This window comes from Bifidobacterium sp. ESL0775 (genome assembly GCF_029395475.1).
In the GTDB taxonomy this organism is placed as follows: Bacteria; Actinomycetota; Actinomycetes; order Actinomycetales; family Bifidobacteriaceae; genus Bifidobacterium.
On sequence record NZ_CP113917.1, the window covers coordinates 2170254 to 2187491 of the forward strand.

General features: G+C 59.0%; 12 protein-coding genes. 5 read left to right on the forward strand and 7 right to left on the reverse strand.

Annotation, left to right across the window (positions count from 1 at the left end):
* Positions 1-216: 216 nt before the first annotated feature.
* Complete coding sequence (locus tag OZX73_RS08480; protein WP_277150974.1) at positions 217-1305, reverse strand: glycoside hydrolase family 172 protein; 1089 nt, start codon at positions 1303-1305, stop codon at positions 217-219.
* A 971-nt stretch (positions 1306-2276) separates the two neighbouring features.
* Between OZX73_RS08480 and OZX73_RS08485 the strand changes: the two genes are divergently transcribed.
* Positions 2277-5171, forward strand: a complete 2895-nt coding sequence (locus OZX73_RS08485) for a BspA family leucine-rich repeat surface protein (protein ID WP_277149375.1) — start codon at positions 2277-2279, stop codon at positions 5169-5171.
* A gap of 782 nt (positions 5172-5953) precedes the next feature.
* Here the strand turns inward: OZX73_RS08485 and OZX73_RS08490 are convergent.
* Entirely contained in the window at positions 5954-7435 is a 1482-nt protein-coding gene (locus OZX73_RS08490) for an ATP-binding protein (RefSeq protein WP_277149377.1), read from the reverse strand.
* A 408-nt stretch (positions 7436-7843) separates the two neighbouring features.
* On the opposite strand from OZX73_RS08490, the gene OZX73_RS08495 reads away from it, so the two are divergent.
* Positions 7844-8560: a VTT domain-containing protein gene (locus OZX73_RS08495; protein ID WP_277149379.1), complete on the forward strand. Its 717-nt coding sequence runs from the start codon at positions 7844-7846 to the stop codon at positions 8558-8560.
* A gap of 16 nt (positions 8561-8576) precedes the next feature.
* On the opposite strand, the gene OZX73_RS08500 is transcribed toward OZX73_RS08495, so the two are convergent.
* Positions 8577-8747: a hypothetical protein gene (locus tag OZX73_RS08500; protein ID WP_277149381.1), complete on the reverse strand. Its 171-nt coding sequence runs from the start codon at positions 8745-8747 to the stop codon at positions 8577-8579.
* A gap of 316 nt (positions 8748-9063) precedes the next feature.
* Here OZX73_RS08500 and OZX73_RS08505 point away from each other — a divergent pair, with 316 nt between their 5' ends.
* From OZX73_RS08505 to OZX73_RS08515, 3 genes are read left to right on the forward strand one after another with little or no spacing between them, the layout of a single operon-like run.
* A complete protein-coding gene (locus tag OZX73_RS08505) occupies positions 9064-9888 on the forward strand; it encodes a (Fe-S)-binding protein (RefSeq protein ID WP_277149384.1) in 825 nt (274 codons plus the stop codon).
* Positions 9885-11852, forward strand: coding sequence for a LutB/LldF family L-lactate oxidation iron-sulfur protein (locus OZX73_RS08510; RefSeq protein WP_277149386.1), 1968 nt, complete (start codon positions 9885-9887; stop codon positions 11850-11852). Before OZX73_RS08505 ends, OZX73_RS08510 begins: the two co-directional genes overlap by 4 nt.
* Positions 11853-11857: 5 nt before the next feature.
* Positions 11858-12559 carry a lactate utilization protein C gene (locus tag OZX73_RS08515; RefSeq protein ID WP_277149388.1) on the forward strand — a complete coding sequence of 234 codons (702 nt, stop codon included), beginning with the start codon at positions 11858-11860 and terminating at the stop codon, positions 12557-12559.
* 190 nt (positions 12560-12749) lie between these two features.
* Here the strand turns inward: OZX73_RS08515 and OZX73_RS08520 are convergent, their stop codons facing one another.
* From OZX73_RS08520 to OZX73_RS08535, 4 genes are all read right to left on the reverse strand, one after another.
* Positions 12750-13442, reverse strand: coding sequence for an L-ribulose-5-phosphate 4-epimerase (locus tag OZX73_RS08520; RefSeq protein WP_277149391.1), 693 nt, complete (start codon positions 13440-13442; stop codon positions 12750-12752).
* Between the two features lie 249 nt (positions 13443-13691).
* Entirely contained in the window at positions 13692-15050 is a 1359-nt protein-coding gene (locus tag OZX73_RS08525) for an MFS transporter (RefSeq protein WP_277149393.1), read from the reverse strand.
* A gap of 63 nt (positions 15051-15113) precedes the next feature.
* Complete coding sequence (locus OZX73_RS08530; protein ID WP_277149395.1) at positions 15114-16064, reverse strand: sugar kinase; 951 nt, start codon at positions 16062-16064, stop codon at positions 15114-15116.
* 500 nt (positions 16065-16564) lie between these two features.
* Positions 16565-17233, reverse strand: a complete 669-nt coding sequence (locus OZX73_RS08535; protein WP_277149397.1) for a 3-keto-L-gulonate-6-phosphate decarboxylase UlaD — start codon at positions 17231-17233, stop codon at positions 16565-16567.
* Positions 17234-17238 lie beyond the last annotated feature (5 nt).

The window sequence follows — 17238 nt, forward strand, 5'->3', positions numbered from 1 at the left end:
TGTATTGTGCGCTTCTGCACGCACTCTCTTGTGACAACAATATTGTCATCACACGCAAAATAGTAAACGCTTACTCAGCAAATGACAAATTTATTTGCGTTTCTAAAATGACGAATCCCCGTTACGTCGATGCAACTTTTTTACATTGCTGGAGAATCCATCCCAAATTCCCAGCAATCATCCCATAACGTCAATAAACATGAACCCCACAGAGACTCACCGTGGCTGACGGAAGTGGCGGTCTCCGAGGGGCGGGAACGGGGTGTGGGGCTCGTTCTGGTACCAATACGCAACGCTGGCCACGTCGTCGCTACGTTCGAAAAGCCCGGACTCATCCGTGCCGATCTGCTGAATGGTCACGCGCAGGTCGTCCTCAAAGTAAATCGGATCGGGGATGTGCCAGCGGTAAAGGCCACGCGTCACTGGTGTGGCTTGGTCCCAGTAAGCGCTTTCGCGGCCGACAAGGCTCTGCGAGCGGAACGGGAAACCGACGAATGGGGCGCAATAGGTCTGCTCGTGCATGTGATTATTTTCATCGAACGCAGCGAAGCTCCACGCTCCGCCAAAATAATCCTCGGTTCCGGTGCTGGTGACGGTCGGATAATCGGTGTCGCCGTCGAGATAGAACTTGACCTCGCCCTCGCCCCACCAGCGGCTTTCCAGCGCTGTCAGCGCGAGGTAGGTGCCGACGTAAGTACCCTGGCCACGCACACCATCGAGGATCGTGTAATCCTGGGCCTCTTTGGTAACCCGTTCGCGGCGCCATTGGGCATGGAAACGCATCGCGTCAGCCGGCAGCGCGTCGTACTCGGTGTAATCGATCTGATAGAAGAACGCCGGAACATCCTCGTTATGGTCGCTGCGCAGGACGATTTTCGCGTGCTCGAACGGCATGGCGAAGTAGCAGTTGAAACCACGGTTGGGCGCGACCATGATGGGCATGGAATTGACGCGGCAATCCTGCGCGTGGCCACAGCAGAAGAAGTCGCCAATCGGGCAGACCACGGACGGGTTCTCCTCGCCATCCCAATAGAATTCGAGGATGAGGTTACGCAGGACGTTCGGGCCGGTGGGCGAGGTCTTGTCGGTCACAGTCATCCAGATATGGCGGATCACGCCCGGGCCGTCGACATCCATCAGCGTCACGGATTCGCCGGCCGGCACAGTGCCGAGGCAAGGCGTCCCCTTGCGCGAAGGCCCGAGTTTGCTGGCGGTCTGCGCCGCCACACCCTTGCCGCCGGTCGGGTTCTCCGCGTTGACGCACCGCGAGCGCCCGCGTGCCCCCGCCGTGGTCAGCCCGTCCATCAAGCCAAAGCCCGTGCCAAAGCCGAAACCGCTGGCCGCCGCGCCCAATCCTGCTTGCGCCCCATGCCTCGTCGCCATCTCGCTCATCCGAAAAACCTCCCTTGTTTCTCTTTCATTGCCACCCACCAAATTACCCAGCTTGTTTGACTAGAAACAAAGTGTCCTACGGCACTCTGTGATATCGCTATTACACGGTAATAACTTATAATTTTCCAGCCTTTGCTGAATGCCGCGGAAATTTGGATCATAAGATAAAAAAGACCAGACCGTTATCAATTGGGGAATGATTTGCCATTACCATCTCGTCATTTATCACATTCAAGCTCAATATGTCATAACATGCGACACGCCGTAGCATTCGGTTTTGGAAGGCATTCCCGCGCTCATCCTCACGCCACGTCAAAGATTCCACTAATTTCGTCAAAGCGTTCGCATTACCGAGTTGCAAACCTTCTAAACAGTTCCATCAAACCATGGCGCGACACTGTTTTCACTCGCCTGTGAAGGGTTGTTTTTGTACCGCAAACCCTATAAGGTGTGGATTCATCGGAACGGCGGAACCGTATTACGACAATGTATTACATCGCGGCTTCCGATTTTGAAGAAAAAAGGTTGGTGTTTGCCATGGGTGTTATCCGCGCGTTGGTCTCGGTGCTGGTTTGTATTGCAACGATGTCAACGCTAACCCCCCCCGCAATTCTGATCTAAACGAAACTTTCCCATCACTTCCGGACACCACCCAATCCTCATCCTCACTTTCACCCCACCGCACTTCCCAATCTTCTTCTTTTTCTGAACCTTCCGGTCCTACACTTCTTTCCAGACCATCCCGGCCCACACGCTCTTCCAGGTCTTCCGCATCCCCCAAGGCAACGTCGCGTCACAGCTCCCCTGCTTCTTCCACAGTCCACTCAGTATCCCACATCGTCGAAGGCCGGAGCCGAACCTCTTCCGCGGAGCCATCGTCGCCGTTGACGCGCGGGGAGCCGTCCGTGGATCCGCAAGGCTCATGCACCGCGCAGGCCGGCACATGGAACACCGCCAACTGGACATTTAGCACAGGCTGCACGCTGACTATCGACGGCGGTGCCAGCGGTGACACGGGCAGTGTGACCAGCGCCACCGCGTTCGGCAATTACCGCAACGCCGGCACGGTCGCCCATGACGCCACCGACATCCTCATTAAAGGCAGCCTCACCATAAGGACCAGCAACGCGTTCAACTGGCCGTCCCTCATCCAGTTCAGGATGGGTCGGAACGCACAGCTCATCCTCACCGGCAACGCAGGGTACTACATGTTCGCCGAAGCACGCCTGCTCGTCTCGGTGGACACGTCCGGCTGGGACCTCAGCCACGTTTCGGATATACAAGGCATGTTCTACGGCTGCAACAGCCTGGCCAGCCTCAGCCTGCCCAACCTCCACCTCGCCGACAACGCCAACCTCAACGGCATGCTCGGTAACTGCTCGAGCCTCGCCAGACTGGACATCCACGGCTGGCACGTCGGCAACATCATCGGCTTCCCAAAAGCATTCGACACCACCAACCTCCCCTACCCCCCCGTCCGTCACTTCACCAATGGTTTCCTGCATGACGTCACCAATCTGAAGTCGATCGACGCGTCCGGCATGACCATCGACAACAGCAGCGCTCCGGACTATGGAACCACGGTGTCCCGATGGATCGAGGCATTCCACGACGCGCCCGGCCTGCAGGAGCTGAACCTCGCCAACCTGACCGTCACCGGCAGAACAGTCACCGATTTGGACGGCAAAATCTACGACCCAGTCAGGACCTACACATACGTGACCAGCGTCCTGTCGAGCTGGCCGTCGCTCCAGAGCCTGGACGTGACCGGCTGGGACGTCACCCAACTCAACCTGACCAACCTGTTCCTCAACGACCCGAACCTCACCGCAATCATCGGCCTGAAAGACTGGGACACCTCGAATGCCACCAGCATGTGGAGCATGTTCTCCGGGGACGCGAGCCTGGCGAGCGTGGACGTCAGTCATTTCGACACCCGCAAAGTTGCCAATTTCGGCAAAATGTTCTACGGCTGCCACAAGCTGGTGGGCATCGACGTCACCGGCTTCAACACCAGCCAGGCCACCAACATGTCGGTGATGTTCTACGACTGCCCGAAGCTCACCGTGCTCGACCCCTCCGGCTTCGACATGCACGGGATCCAGGACATCTCCGGCATGTTCCAAGGCGACACGAACCTCAAGGAACTGGACCTGAGCGGGTGGGACCTGCGCAACGTCACCAACCATGCGGGCGCGCTCCCCAGCGGCCTGCGAATGCTCGCCCTCGGGGCCAACACCCGCCTCTACAACGCGCAAGGAACCCCGGCCGGCAACCCCTTCGCCAGCGTCAACCAGAACATCAACTGGGTGCAGATGCAAAGCTTCCAACCCGGAGCCCCCGAGGTCGGCCCGATTGGCAACACGGCCGCCCTAACCACGCGCGCCGCCTCCGCGAATCCCGCCGGCTTTTACACGGACAGCACCTATGTGGGCGCGACCCTGGTCGCCGACGCCAACGGCGGGGCCGGCTCCTACTACACGGACATCGACACCACCAGCGCGGGCGCGGCCCTCACCGCGCCGGCCGCCACCGTGCTCACCGGCCACCGGGCGGGCAGCGTGTTCACTGGGTGGAACACCGACCGCTACGGGCGCGGCACCCCCTATCGGCCCGGCCAGCAGATCGCCAGCCTCACACGGGGCGAGTACTTCCCCCACCAGACCATCACCCTCTACGCCCAATGGCGTGACATCAACCCGCCCGGCGGCCTCACCGCCACCTACCACCACACCGGCGACACCATACAGGTAAGCGGCACGCTCGGCCATGACGACCCCGTCACCGCCTGCCTCAACCCCACCACCTGCCAGACCGCCACCACGGCCGGCGGCACATGGACGGTCAGCTTCCCCGCCAGCACGTTCACCGGCGCGTACCCGGTGGGCGCGCAGTACTCGGTGGCCGCCAGCAGCTCGGCCACCGACCCCATCACCCACACCACCGTCACCAGCCCCGAAGCCAAACTCACCGGCACCCTGCCATGGACCACCGTCACCCTCGCCAAAGACGGCGCCAGCACACCCACCGGCACCGTACCCGACATCGACCCCGTCTACACCGACACCGGCGACGGCAAGGCGTACGTCAGCCTGCCCAGGCTCGCCGCGACGGGCGGCATCAGCGTGGCCGGCGGCTACCTCACCGGATGGAACCACTTGGCCAGCCAGTCCACACCGGAGTTCGCCACGCCAGGGGCGACCACCATACCCGCCACGGACGGCACCACCGACAGCAACGGACACACTTCGGTCACCCTGCACCCCGTCTGGAACATCCTCAACGCGCCCACCGGCACCGGCCAGCGCTCGCCCGCGGACAACGGCGTCAGGTTCACCGCCACGGGCAAGCCATGGACCAACAGAGACACCATCACCCTCTGCGTCAAACCACACACCCAAGCCGCCTACACCGACTGCACCGCACCCAAGACCACAAGCGACTGGGACGGTATCAGCGACTACACCATCAACCACGACTACACCAAGGAACAACTGCCCCAAGGCGGCGACTACGACATCAAAACCACGCTCACCACGCTCGGCGCCACCGACATTTGGCGAGGCGACGGCACCACCCAGACCGGAGCGATCACCAAGACCAGTACAACAACCACCCGCATCAGCGGCATCTACCTCAGCAGCCTGCCACTGACCGGCGGCCAGCCCCAACGGCTCGTCACATTCCTCGCCGCCGGGCTCGCCCTGGCGCTCCTCCTGCTCGCCGCCGCGGACCGGCTGCGCCACCAACGCCAAGCCAACGCCCGCCACAGCAGATAAGACAACCCGCATGGCCCAATCTCAAAATCACGCCACACACAACCAAGCGGAGACATGTTATAAAACCAAGCCAGACCAACGGCCGATGACACTGACCAGCCAGACGTCCCAAACAACAACCAGAGGCAAACAAGACCCAAGGCTAGTGACACCGGCCGGCCACATGGTATGGGACGCCGGATCGCAAAACCGCAGCCCAACGTCCCGCATCCATGAATAATCAAAAGACTTCCCGCCAAGCCAACCAACACCCCGGCCCGGCGGGAACCCAACCGGGTGCCGGCACGGCAACCAACAACCCAAACCAACCACCGCGCCGACACCCACCCCAACCCTCAGCAAGCACTCCACCAACTCAACGTTGTTTATTGGTGCGGCAGAAAGGCATCAATAAACAGCAACATTCCTTTATTTTCTAAAGAGCAAAACCTCACAGAAATTCTCGATTCGTGTTCCAATCAAAAATCTGTTATATTAAAAGAGAGCTTTCGGGCTCAACGAAAAGGCGGGAGGGACTCCCGCCAATGTTTCTTCACAGAGGAACGCATAGTTGCGTTCAACGTTTTCATCGACGAGTCCGGTGACTTGGACCTATAAACCCATCATGTGGAATATAAGGCAACTGTCACTATTGCCTTTGACGATTCTATACATCCGTTCGTCAGGCCTTCACACATAACTGTCTCACGAGTAGCCTACTCATAAGACAGTTAATGATGCTAGACTCATTAAATAAGAACAGTTGGCGACATGCCAAAAGTGATGGGTCAAAAGACGCCTGCTCACGCCTTGGGCTGCGGGCCTGGTTCCATGAACCAGATCCAAGCCGGGACTTGGTGAATGACTTGCTGACCACGGCGATAATCTTTGAGGCCGCCGTCAAGCACGATGAGCGTGGCCTCGTGCATGTCCTGTTCATCGAGCATTTCCCAGATGGCCCGCAATTCACGCTGGGCCGTTTGCTCATCATCCATCGAAACCGTGACCTGATAAAGCTCGTACGTCTCGCGGCTCAGCGCATCGCCGACGACGAAATCGACCTCATACCCATGTTTTTGCGTGCGATACGACGAAATGCCATCGCGCCGTAAACCGATGTTCCGGCGTCGCAATTCAAGGTAGACGGACTGTTCAAGCCGCTGGCCGACATCGCTCACGCTCGCACGCGAATAGGCGAGCGCCAGCCCAGGATCGATGGCATAGATCTTGGGGATTGAAGTGGTGTTGACGCTCAGAGACACCGAGAACTCCCTCAAAGCGAACAACAGATAGGCTTCTTCGCAATACCTCAGCACGTCGCTCAATAGCGCCCGGCTCGAATCCAGACCGGCGCTGCGCAAATCATTCTCTATTTTGCGCAGGGAAACGCTTCTGCCGTTCGAGCCAAGCACCCTTCTGGCGAAGGCCACCACCACTTGGGGGCGGCTGATGTCGTGGCGTTCCACGACGTCCCTGGCCACCACGCGCTGCACATAACTTTGCAACAAGGCGATGGCCTGTGGCGCGGGAAGGCTTTGCGCGGCAGGGAAACCTCCCCGATCGAGGTATTCGCTGAAAGCACGGCGCAAGCGAATTTGCTCTTCCGTGGAATAGTGGCTGGCGATGGCCTCGAATCGGGAAAACGAGCCAATCCCCTTGGCGCCAGTTTCACCAACTTCACCAACTTCCGTCACTCTTTTTCTGTCAGAAGTATTGTCCGCTTTGATGGTCTTGCGCGCAGCACCCTTCAGGGTGCCATGTGCACGGACAAACTCATGGAAAGAATAAGGCAACAACTCGAAATCCAGCGCGCGCCCACGAAACTCGGTCGACACCTCACTCGAGAGCATCTTCGACGACGAGCCGCTGACATAAATGGTCGCCTTCGTCGTGTCCACCACGCGGCGCAGCCACTTGCCCCAGCCGGCCATTTCCTGCAGCTCATCAAGAAACAGATACACTCCCCCATCCTGCGCTTGCGGGTGCAGCAGGAAGAAGGTCTCCAAGACCTCGTCGCCTGTGGATGCGGTGACGTGGCCAAGTCGATCGTCCTCGAAGTTGAAATAACAGACACGATCCGGCGCGACACCTGAGTCAAGCAACCGATCCATTTCCTGGAAAAGGCGAAAACTCTTGCCACTGCGCCTCATGCCGATGACGACTTTGACCAGATTGCCCACCTTGGGAGCAAGCGGCTCACCCAGGTCAAGGTCCCTCGGGACGATGGGACGAAAATCATCCAACGAGAAATCCTGTATCTTCTGCGCAATAACCGTGTTCATCATTCCTCCAACTGGTAAAGTAATCTTACCAGTTTTTCAAATATTGGCAATGTTACTTTACCAGTTTGCCGATAATTGGTAACTTTACTTTGCCAATTTTCGTTTAACTGGTCACGTAACCTTACCAGTTTGGGGAATTGGCGACTTTACTTTGACAGCCCAGCTCGGATTTGTGCAGATTCATCAGGGGGTCAGGCAGTTGGCAGACAATCGTAAGGTGGTTGCTGGTAAAGTGGCAAGTTGGGCAAATGAGATGTTGCTTACGTGCGGAACCCGCTATGGCGTCATTACTTCATAACGCTGGAGGCATGGGACGTGCGGCAGAGACTTGAGCACTTTCGGCCAATGACCGCAACGATTTGACCCAACGAATTTACACTTGCAATGGCATAGGACTACAGACGGGACATCATGGGTTTTATCCACTTCCTCATTGAGCTGCTGAAGGACCCGCGCACCATCATCGCCGGTTGGATCTCGATGGGGGTGGTGCCGACGCTCGGCTTCATCTTCCTCATCGTCTTCATCGAGACCGGAGTGGTCTTCTTCCCGTTTCTGCCCGGCGACTCCCTGCTGTTCGCGGCCGGCTTCTTCGCCGCGCCCGACGCCGTGACCGGCAAATCCGCGCTTCCGCTGATTGCGTTGCTTCCTGTGGTCTGGATCGCGCCGATCGTGGGCGACCAGTGCAACTACTTCATCGGCCACTTCTTCGGCCGCAAGATCATCGAAAGCGGCAAAGTCAAAGCCATGACCCCCGAGCGTCTCGCCAAGACGGAAGGCATGATCGACAAGTGGGGCCCGCTCGCCGTCTTCCTTGGCCGCTTCTTCCCCTTCATCCGCACGTTCATGCCATTCATCTCCGGCCTTTCCGGCATGCGTTGGCGCCGCTTCACCCCGTTCTCCGCGCTCGGCGGACTGACCTGGTCGACGCTCTTTACCCTGCTCGGCTATTTCTTCGGCGGCATTCCCGTGGTCCAGAACAATTTCGAACTGGTCATCGTCGCCATCCTCGCGATCTCCCTACTGCCCACCATCATCGGCCTGTTGAAGGCGAAGTTCGGCAAGAAGGAGACGAAAGTTACCGTTGAGGAAGTCGCAGAAACCGAAGAGAACGCAACCAATGACTGAGACAAGCTCGTTTCGTTCAGTTTCTCTGCGCCTCGTCGTTTTCCACACTTCGCCGTTTCCCTACGGCTTTGTCGTCTTCCCGCGCCTTCATCGTTTTCCACACTTCGCCGTCTTTCAGCGCCTTCATCGTCTTTTCGAACTTGGAAAAACATTGTGCACGGATTTCATCGACCTCACCATATTTCACTGATTCTTCTACGCCTCATCGTCCTTCCCTACTCTTCATTGATTTCTCTGATCTCATCACTTCAAACGTTCTAAGTATTTTTGTCTCAATAGCCCGGCAGCGCAGCTCGTATCATCTTTATAATGTGAGCAACATCACGTTGACAAATCGTAATTGTTGATAAAACGCCACTCGTTTTTCATGTTCTGCCTCTATCGTTAGATGTTGAAGGCTATAGGAAATGGAACATCGAACGTTATCACACGTGCAATGAAGCCATGTATGGCAGCCGCATGCCGAAAGGCATCAAACATGACGGCCAACTTAAGGAGTTGAGATGAAGGTAGTGATTTTCTCCACCTGCCTGGTCGACCTGATATTTCCCAATGTCGGGAAAGCCATGGTCGAGGTCTTGGAAAGGTTCGGCTGCGAGACCTACGTGCCCATGCAGCAGATCTGCTGCGGACAAATCACGTTCAACAGCGGGTATGTCAAGGAATCCACCAAGGTGATGCACAACGAGATTGACGCCCTGATGAGCGTCGACGCGGATTACATCGTCGGGCCCGCCGGTTCCTGCGTCAACATGCTCAAGGAGCTGCAGTTCCACCTGCCCAAGGGCGATGATGAATACAAGGCCAAGGCCCACGCGATGGCCGAGAAGACCTACGAGTTCTCGCAATTCGTCTACCGCGTGCTGGGCGTGCTCGACGCGGGCGCGGAGCTTGACGCCGTGGCCACCTACCACCGTTCCTGCCACATGACCCGTTTGCTCGGAGAGCGCGAGAGCCCTTATATCCTCATGGACCACGTCAAAGGGCTTAAGGTGCAGGAGCTGCCGCATATCGAGAACTGCTGCGGTTTCGGCGGCATGTTCTCCATGAAAATGCCTGAGGTCTCGCGGGAAATGGTCAATGAGAAGGTCGCGGATGTTGAGAGCACCGGCGCGCAGGTCCTGATCTCCTGCGATCCGGGGTGCCTCATGAACATCGGCGGCCGCTTCAACAGGCTGGGCAAGAAAATCACCATCATGCACCTGGCCGAAGTGCTCAACAGCAACGTCGACATGAGCCGCGTCAGGTACGTTGATGCCGACGAGCGCAAAGCCATCGACCAAGAGACTTTGCAACATTCCAACGCGCACGAGGAGGCCTTGGTATGAGCGACACCCAGATGGACGACACCATGTTCAAGCGCACCGGCCAGAAGACCGGCACGATGCTGCAATATGGCGACCCAGATTTCGTCAAGCGCGTCGAGACCAATGAGAAGGACAAGTTCGCGCACCGCGCCATCTCCAACGCGCAGGACGCGCAGTGGGTCAAGCGCGAGACCGCACGCGCGGAGCTTGGCAACTGGGAGGGCTGGCGTGACCTTGGCGAGCAGATTCGCCAACAGGCCATTCGCTACCTCCCCGACTATCTTGAGGAGTTCTCCGACAACGTCGAAAAACGCGGCGGGCACGTCTTCTTCGCCCAGACCGACGTCGAGGCGCGCGATTTCATCACCGATCTGGTGAAGAAGAAGCAGGCGCACAAGATCGTCAAGCCGAAATCCATGGTCACCTCAGAGATCGGGCTCGACAAGGCGCTGCTGAAGATCCCCGATGTCAAAGTCACCGAAACCGACCTGGCCGAATTCATCCTCGAGCTCGACAACTGGGATGAGCCTTCCCACCTGGTCTTCCCCGCGCTGCACAAGAACCGCGACCAAGTTCAGAAACTGTTCGCGGCGATCGGCTACAAGGGCGACAACGACCCGCAGCACGAGGCGCGTTTCTCCCGCAAGGTGCTGCGCGAACGGTTCCTCGAGGCCGACATGTCCATCACCGGCTGCAACTTCGCCGTGGCCGACCAAGGCATGGTCAACATCGTCACCAACGAAGGCAACGCCGATCTTTCCATGGCCATCGCGCCCACGCAGGTGGTCGTCATGGGCATGGAACGTATCGTGCCGACGCTACGTGAGGCCGAAACAATGGACAATATGCTCGTCCGTTCCGCCGTCGGTTCCAAACTCACTTCGTATTGCAGCTTCGTCTCGCCGAAGCTCCCCGATGAGGCCGATGGACCTGACGATTTCTATGTCGTCATTGTCGACAACGGGCGTTCCAACGCGCTCGGCACCGAGTTCGAGCCGATCCTGCAATGCATACGTTGCGCCTCCTGCCTCAACGTCTGCCCGATCTATCGCAACATCGGCGGCAAGGGCTACGGCTCCATCTATCCAGGGCCAATCGGCGTCGTGCTTTCGCCGTTGCTGCAAGGTGATTACGACGAATTCCATGACCTGCCGTACGCATGCTCGCTTTGCTCGGCCTGCACCGCGACTTGCCCGGTCAAGATTCCGTTGCACGAACTGATCCTGAAGCACCGCGAAGTCGAGATGAACGACAAGCACATGGGCGATCTCATCGCCGACACCGTCATGAAGGTCGTCGGCATGGGCACCGGCCATTCCTCGCTCTTCCGCACCGCCCTGACCTTCGATCACGTCGCGATGAACACGATCGCCAAGAAGGGCATCAAGGATCCGTCGACCGGCAAGCGCGTGCCCGACACGGCCAAGAACCTGAACGAAAACGGCAAGCACGAGGAATGGATGCCGTTCGTCTTCGGCGGATGGACCAAGGTCCGCGACCTGCCGGAGCCGCCGGCCCATTCCAAGAACTTCCGCACTTGGTATAACAAGCGCAAGACCGCGCAATACAAGGCCGCAGGCAACGACGTGGAATGGAACAAGGCCCAGGCCGAAATCCTCTCCAAGAACCCGAATGCACCCAAGTCGTTCGGAACGTATGACAACAGCGTCTCGGCACGCAAAGTCGGCCACAAGCAAGCCACGCCGTTGAGCGATGCGACCGTGCCGGAAGCCCTTGGCTCGATCGAGGAAGCCGGCGTATTGGTCACCGACCATACCTCGCACGCGAACGCCGCACGGCACAGCATCGCCGTGAACGAGGCGGGCAAGCAATCGACCGAGCAATCGATACCGCCCAAGGCACCGGTGCATTATGCGCCGACTGATGCCGGGGATCCGAGGAATGCGGGAAGCTCAGAGGCATCCACATCCTCACCTGCCGGCAACGCGGACCCAGCATCCACCGATAACGGGAAGAAGGACTGAACATCATGACCGATCGCGAAGTATTTCTCGATTATCTCGCCGAGAAAAGCGGGCGCCCGCGCCATCAGCTCAAGGACCATCCGCTCGAGCCGGTCAACGACCTGCCGGAGAGCACGCTTTCCGGCCACACGCAGGACGAGCTGCTTGAAATCGCGCGCAAGAACGCCCCGGCGGTGCACGTTGATTTCCAGACGACCGACAAGGCCGGACTGCCCGCCGCACTGAACAAGTTCATCGAAGCCAAGGCTGACGGCAAGCTGTTGCTGCCCACTTATGACGAGAACTACCAGGCGTTCGGACTCGAATCATGGCGAGACGGGCTCGACCCGAAGCCGGCGTTCTGGGTGCCGGGCGCGGGGCGCGAGGCCAACATCCAGGCGGCGAACCACTCGGAAGCGGCCATCGGTTTCGCCGACTTCCTGTGCGCCGAGTCCTGCACCATCACCGCGCCGACCACGCCGGGCCAAGGCCGTGCGTTCCATTTCCTGCCGGTGCACTATCTGAGCATCATCCGCAAGTCCAAGATCGTGGCGCGGACCCGTCAGGCAATGGATTACTATGAGCCCGCCCTGAAGTCCGGCGAGCTGAAGACCTCGAACCTCAACTTCATCACCGGCACCTCATCGACCGGCGACATCGAGATGGTCCTGGTCGTAGGCGTCCACGGCCCGCTCGACATGACCTATCTGGTCGTTGAGGATATGTGACTTCCAACCAACCCTAAACAAAAAGTGGTGCATCCCAATCAAAGGACGCACCACTTTTATATTGCCTGATGCTTCAACACATCAGCGTGCACCGACAACCGGAAATATGCGTGCGGCATCGTTCAGCCAGAGATGAAGGCGTACTTGAGGTACGTCGAAATCTCTGACTGGGCGATGACGCTCCATATTTTCAGTGCTGGCCGTAAACATTTTGATAACGGTCATTCAACTTGTCGATGTCTTCCTGCGCGATCGGGATGATGTCGCCGATCTGACGGGCGGCCCACATCGTGTGCGCCACCTCCTCGGTCATCGCAGCGGCCTTGACCGCGGACTCGCCGTCCTTGCCGATGGTGAACGGGCCATGGTTCTGCATCAGAACAGCCGGGGAATGAGGATACTTCTTGAGCGTCTCCACCACACCCTCGCCGATGGCTTCCGAACCGATGAGCTTGAACGGACCAACCGGCACCGGGCCACCGAACTCGTCGCCCATCATCGTCAGGCCGCACGGAATGTTCTGGCCAGTGGCGGCCCAAGCCGTCGCATAGGTGGAATGCGTGTGCACAACACCATAGACGTCAGGCATGTGGCGGTAGATATAGGCATGGGACTTGGTGTCAGAGCTCGGCGCGGCCAGGCCGTCCACCGGGTCACCGTTCAGGTCGCAGACGACCATCGATTCCGGCGTCAGGCTCTCGTAGCGCATGCCGGAAGGCTTGATCACCATCAGGTCGGCGGTGCGCAGGCGCTGCGAGACGTTGCCCGCCGTCCACACCACAAGGTTCCACTTGATCAGCTGCTCGTGCAGGGTCGCGACGACCTCGCGCACCTGCTTGACCTCGGCGCGGACCTCAGGACCAAAATCATCCAATGTAGTCATATTTTATTCCTTTCAAAAAGCCACAATCGACGCAAGACATCATCCGCCGACCGAGTGACAGTAAAACTATCGATTTTCAATATGTCATATCCATGCTATCGCTTACATGGAAGCCACAAGCCATATTCCACAGAATTTGAGCCATCAACGACAAATAAAAGCGCGAATCCGACGATAAGAAAAATTCCGCGAGGAGCGCCGCCTACACACCAACGTCAAGCGGCTTGCCCCTCACGGAACTTCAGCGAATCACAGGCTCTCGAGGTCCTTGCCACGGGTCTCCTGCGCGAAGAGGTAGGTGATCGCGCCGATGACCAGGCAGATGCCGAAGAAGGTGAACGCCTTGGTGATCACGGAGATGTCGATGTGCTGAGCGACGAAGCTGCCGCCGACGAGGATGCCCATGAGCGCCGGGCCGACGACCTTGGCGATGGCGCCGAGGCCATAGCCCAAGCCGAGGCCAGTGGAGCGCACGTCGTTCGGGAACTGCTCGCCACCGAAGGCGTTGAGGATGCCGAACGCGCCATCAGCGAAGGTCATGATGATGAGAATCGCGATGTAGAACTGCCAGCCGGAGCTGTGGAAGAACGCGGCGTAGAAGCAGCCAGCAGCGCCAACGATGCCGAAGAGGAACATCGTCCAGCGACGGCCGATGACGTCAGCGAGCCAAGCGGAGCCGAAGCGGCCGATGCAGTCGGCGACGGAGACGCCCATGAACAGGTAGGCCACCACCTGCGGGGTGAAGTGGAACGCGTCCTTCAGGAGCGTCTGGCCCCAGGACTGGATGGCGAAGCTGCCCATCATGAAGCAGAACGAGCCGATGGTGATGATGACCAGCGGACGCATGTGCTTGCTGAAGAGCTCGCCGTAGCCGACCTTCTTCTCGACCTCGACCTTGGGCAGAGCGCCGACCTGGTCGATCGGGAGCTCCATGGCCCAAGCCAAAGCCTCGCGGGCCTTGTCGTCCTCGCCCTTGGTCTGATAGAAACGAGGGGATTCAGGGACATAGTGCAACCAGACAAGCAGCAGCACCGGCAGGGCGCCGATGGCGATGAGGATACGCCAGTTGTCGCCGACGATGCTCTGCGAGACGGAGCCGAGCAGCAGGCCGAGCGGGATGAAGACCGACGCGAGGCCGGAGAGCATGCCGCGGTTCTTGCTCGGGACAAATTCCTGGACGTAAGGGATAGAGGTGATGTTGAGGCCGCCGACGCCGATGCCGACGCCGATACGCAGGATGGCCAGAAGCAGCCAGGCGCGGTCGGGCAGGAACACCGAAAGCACGGTGAAGACCACGAAGCAGATCACGCACCATTGGAAGGCGTGCTTGCGGCCGAACTTATCGGCCAGACGGCCCCACATGATGGAGCCGATGACCGTGCCCAAGCCGGAGCAGGCCAGGATGACGCCGGCCTCGAAGCCCGTGAGCTTCCACGCGGTGGTCAGCAGTGAGACCACGAAGCCGATGAGGAACATGTCGAAGAACTCGGAGACGTTGCCCAGGATGACCAACGAGATGATGCTCTTCTGATGACCGGTCAGCGGCCGGGTATCCATTTGTTCATACGCCGAAGCCGTTGGGGCCGGAGCGCTTGTTGTATTACTCATATTTCTTTTCCTTGTTTCTCTGTTTTTCACTGACTGATGTTTTTATGTCTTGAGAAACCTTGACTACCGGTCGATGTCGGTGCCGAGCGGGATGTCCAGCTCGTCGGGGCGGATGCGGGTCAGGTCGCCCTTGTGGGTGATGGCGAACTTGGAGGCGCGCTGGCCCCACTTGACACCTTCGGCGATGTCGCCGGAAAGGTAGCCGTGCAAGGTGGCGGCGACGAACGAATCACCAGCGCCCGGGCGGTCGATGACCGGAACGGCGGTGGTGTGGTATTCGGTGAAGCCCTCGGGAGTGCGCAGGTACGGGCCCTCCATGTGGTTCGTGGAGACGACGTACTCGGGGTCGAAGCGGTTCATCAGCTCGGCGGTCACCTCTTCGGGCGTGCCGGTGATGCCGAAGACCTTCTCGGCGTCCGAAATCGAGCAGAAGATGACATTGGCCTCCTCGGCGATCGGGGTGAGCACCTCGCGCGCACGATCGCCATCCCACAGCTTGTGGCGGTAATTGACGTCGAGCGCGAGCTTGGCGCCACGCTCAACCGCGTGGTCGGCGGCGTAACGCACGACTTCGGCGGTGGTGTCGGTCAGCGCGGCGGTGATGCCCGTCAGGAACATGAGCCTTGTGTCGAGCATCGAGTCCCAGTCGTAATCGTTGATGCCGGTGGCGCGGAACGGTGTCCAGTCACGGTCATAGATGACGTTCGCCGGCATCGGGCCCGCTCCCGGCTCCATGAAGTAGAGGGCCGTGCGGCCGCCGGGCTTGCGCACCATGGTCTTCATGTCGACGCCCACGGAACGGTATTCCGTCAAAATGTAATCGCCGAGGTCGCCTTCCGGCAGCGAGCTGGTCCACAGCGTCTTGCGTCCGAGCTGCGCCAGAAGACCGGCGACGTTCGCTTCGGAGCACGCGGGGTTCATGGATACGGAACGGGTGAACAGAAGGCGTTCCCCGCTGTTGACGGTGAAACGAATCTGGCCCTCACCGATGGTGGAAAGATCATAAGTTGCCATAGCTGCACTTCCTTGTAACTATTTGCTTTACGCTGCGCGCGCCTTTGGGGCGTTGCGCTTTTGTTTCCTGCCGAGTTCCGGCAGGCTGAGATCACAGGATTCGGCGCTTCCAGCCTCCGCGTTTTTACGCGGAAAAAGGAGTCATACGTTCCGAACCATCATTCCGATCCGCAACCGCGTTGCGTAGCCGCGACATGGTCGGAAAGACCGTTACCTATATCCTTCAGTTGACACAGACGACGGTGAAGTCGCATCCGATGGGCCGGATGCGAAACCGTGAATTTATTTATTTCGCAGAATGGCTTGGTACCAGTGTTGGTACCGCTACCAAACCATCCGTCGAATGATGTCCAATATGGCACGAATATGCACTCACCGAATACACATCTACAGATTCGCGCCACAATGGTTTTTGATTCAATTATGTGGTTTGCGCGCCCCGAATGTTGCACGAGGCGCACAAACCGGAAATATCAGCGCGAGGCTAATCGCCGCAGGTATTATTGCGGCCACACCTCGCTGATGGTGTCCTGCAGGTGCTTCGCGGCGGCCAGCGGGTCGTCGGCCTTCACGATGCCACGTCCGGAGATGATGACCCCGACCGGAGCGCCCTTGAAGAACGGCAGATCGTCGGCCTTCACGCCGCCGGTGACGGTGACCATGAAGCCCATGTCGTGCAGCTCCTTGATGCGTTGGATGTCGTTGGGGCCCCAAGTGAGCTTGCCGGCGACTTCCGCGTCACGGGAACGGTGGACGATGACCTGCGTGGCACCGAGACGACGCCATTCGCGGGCCTGATCCGGATCATACTTCTCACCGAGCTCGATCTGCACCTCGCCGCCGAACTCGTTGGCGACCTTGACAACCTGCTCGACGGTGGTCATCGAGGCACCGGCCACCACGGAGACCCAGTTCGCACCGGCCTCGAAGCAGTTGCGGGCGATCAGGGCGCCGGCCTCGGCGATGCGCACGTCGGCCAGGATCGTCTTGTTCGGGTAGAGGGCACGCACCTCGCGCACGGCCTTCAGGCCCTCCGCGATGATGAGGATGGTGCCGCACTCAATGACGTCGACCTGGCTGACCGCCTGGTTCAACGGACGTAGGGCGCTCGGCATATCGGTGGTGTCCAGCGCGATTTGCAGCATTGGACGTTGCAACTTCTCTGCCATTGAAA